Source organism: Bradyrhizobium sp. Kon10 (assembly GCF_055807395.1).
Genome location: NZ_JBVVOZ010000277.1, coordinates 1 through 258, shown reverse-complemented (window position 1 = coordinate 258; position 258 = coordinate 1). Strand labels below are relative to the sequence as shown.

Sequence of the window (258 nt, the reverse complement as noted above, 5' to 3'; positions counted from 1 at the left end):
CCCCGACAAGTTGGTCACGGTCGACTTCATGTCATGGGATCCGCTGGCGTGGACGGAGAGTTGGGACCTGTCGGCATACGGGACCGAGGGAATAATGCACTCGTGCCCCCTGCCGGCGTCGTACAAGATCTACGACAGCGGGAAGAACGGTCACCAGCAAGGATGGACGGAGTGGCGAGAGACGAACTTCCCGGAAATCTGGGCGACTAAAAAGACGGTCTATTCTCCTGAGATCGCCGAGATCGGTAACCCCATCTA

Annotated in this window: 1 protein-coding gene; it reads left to right on the top strand. The window is 58.1% G+C overall.

Going from position 1 to position 258, the window contains the following annotated elements; all coding sequences use genetic code 11:
- A partial coding sequence (locus AC0L2O_RS37020; protein WP_473373235.1) for a hypothetical protein occupies nt 1-258 on the top strand: 258 nt, incomplete at both ends.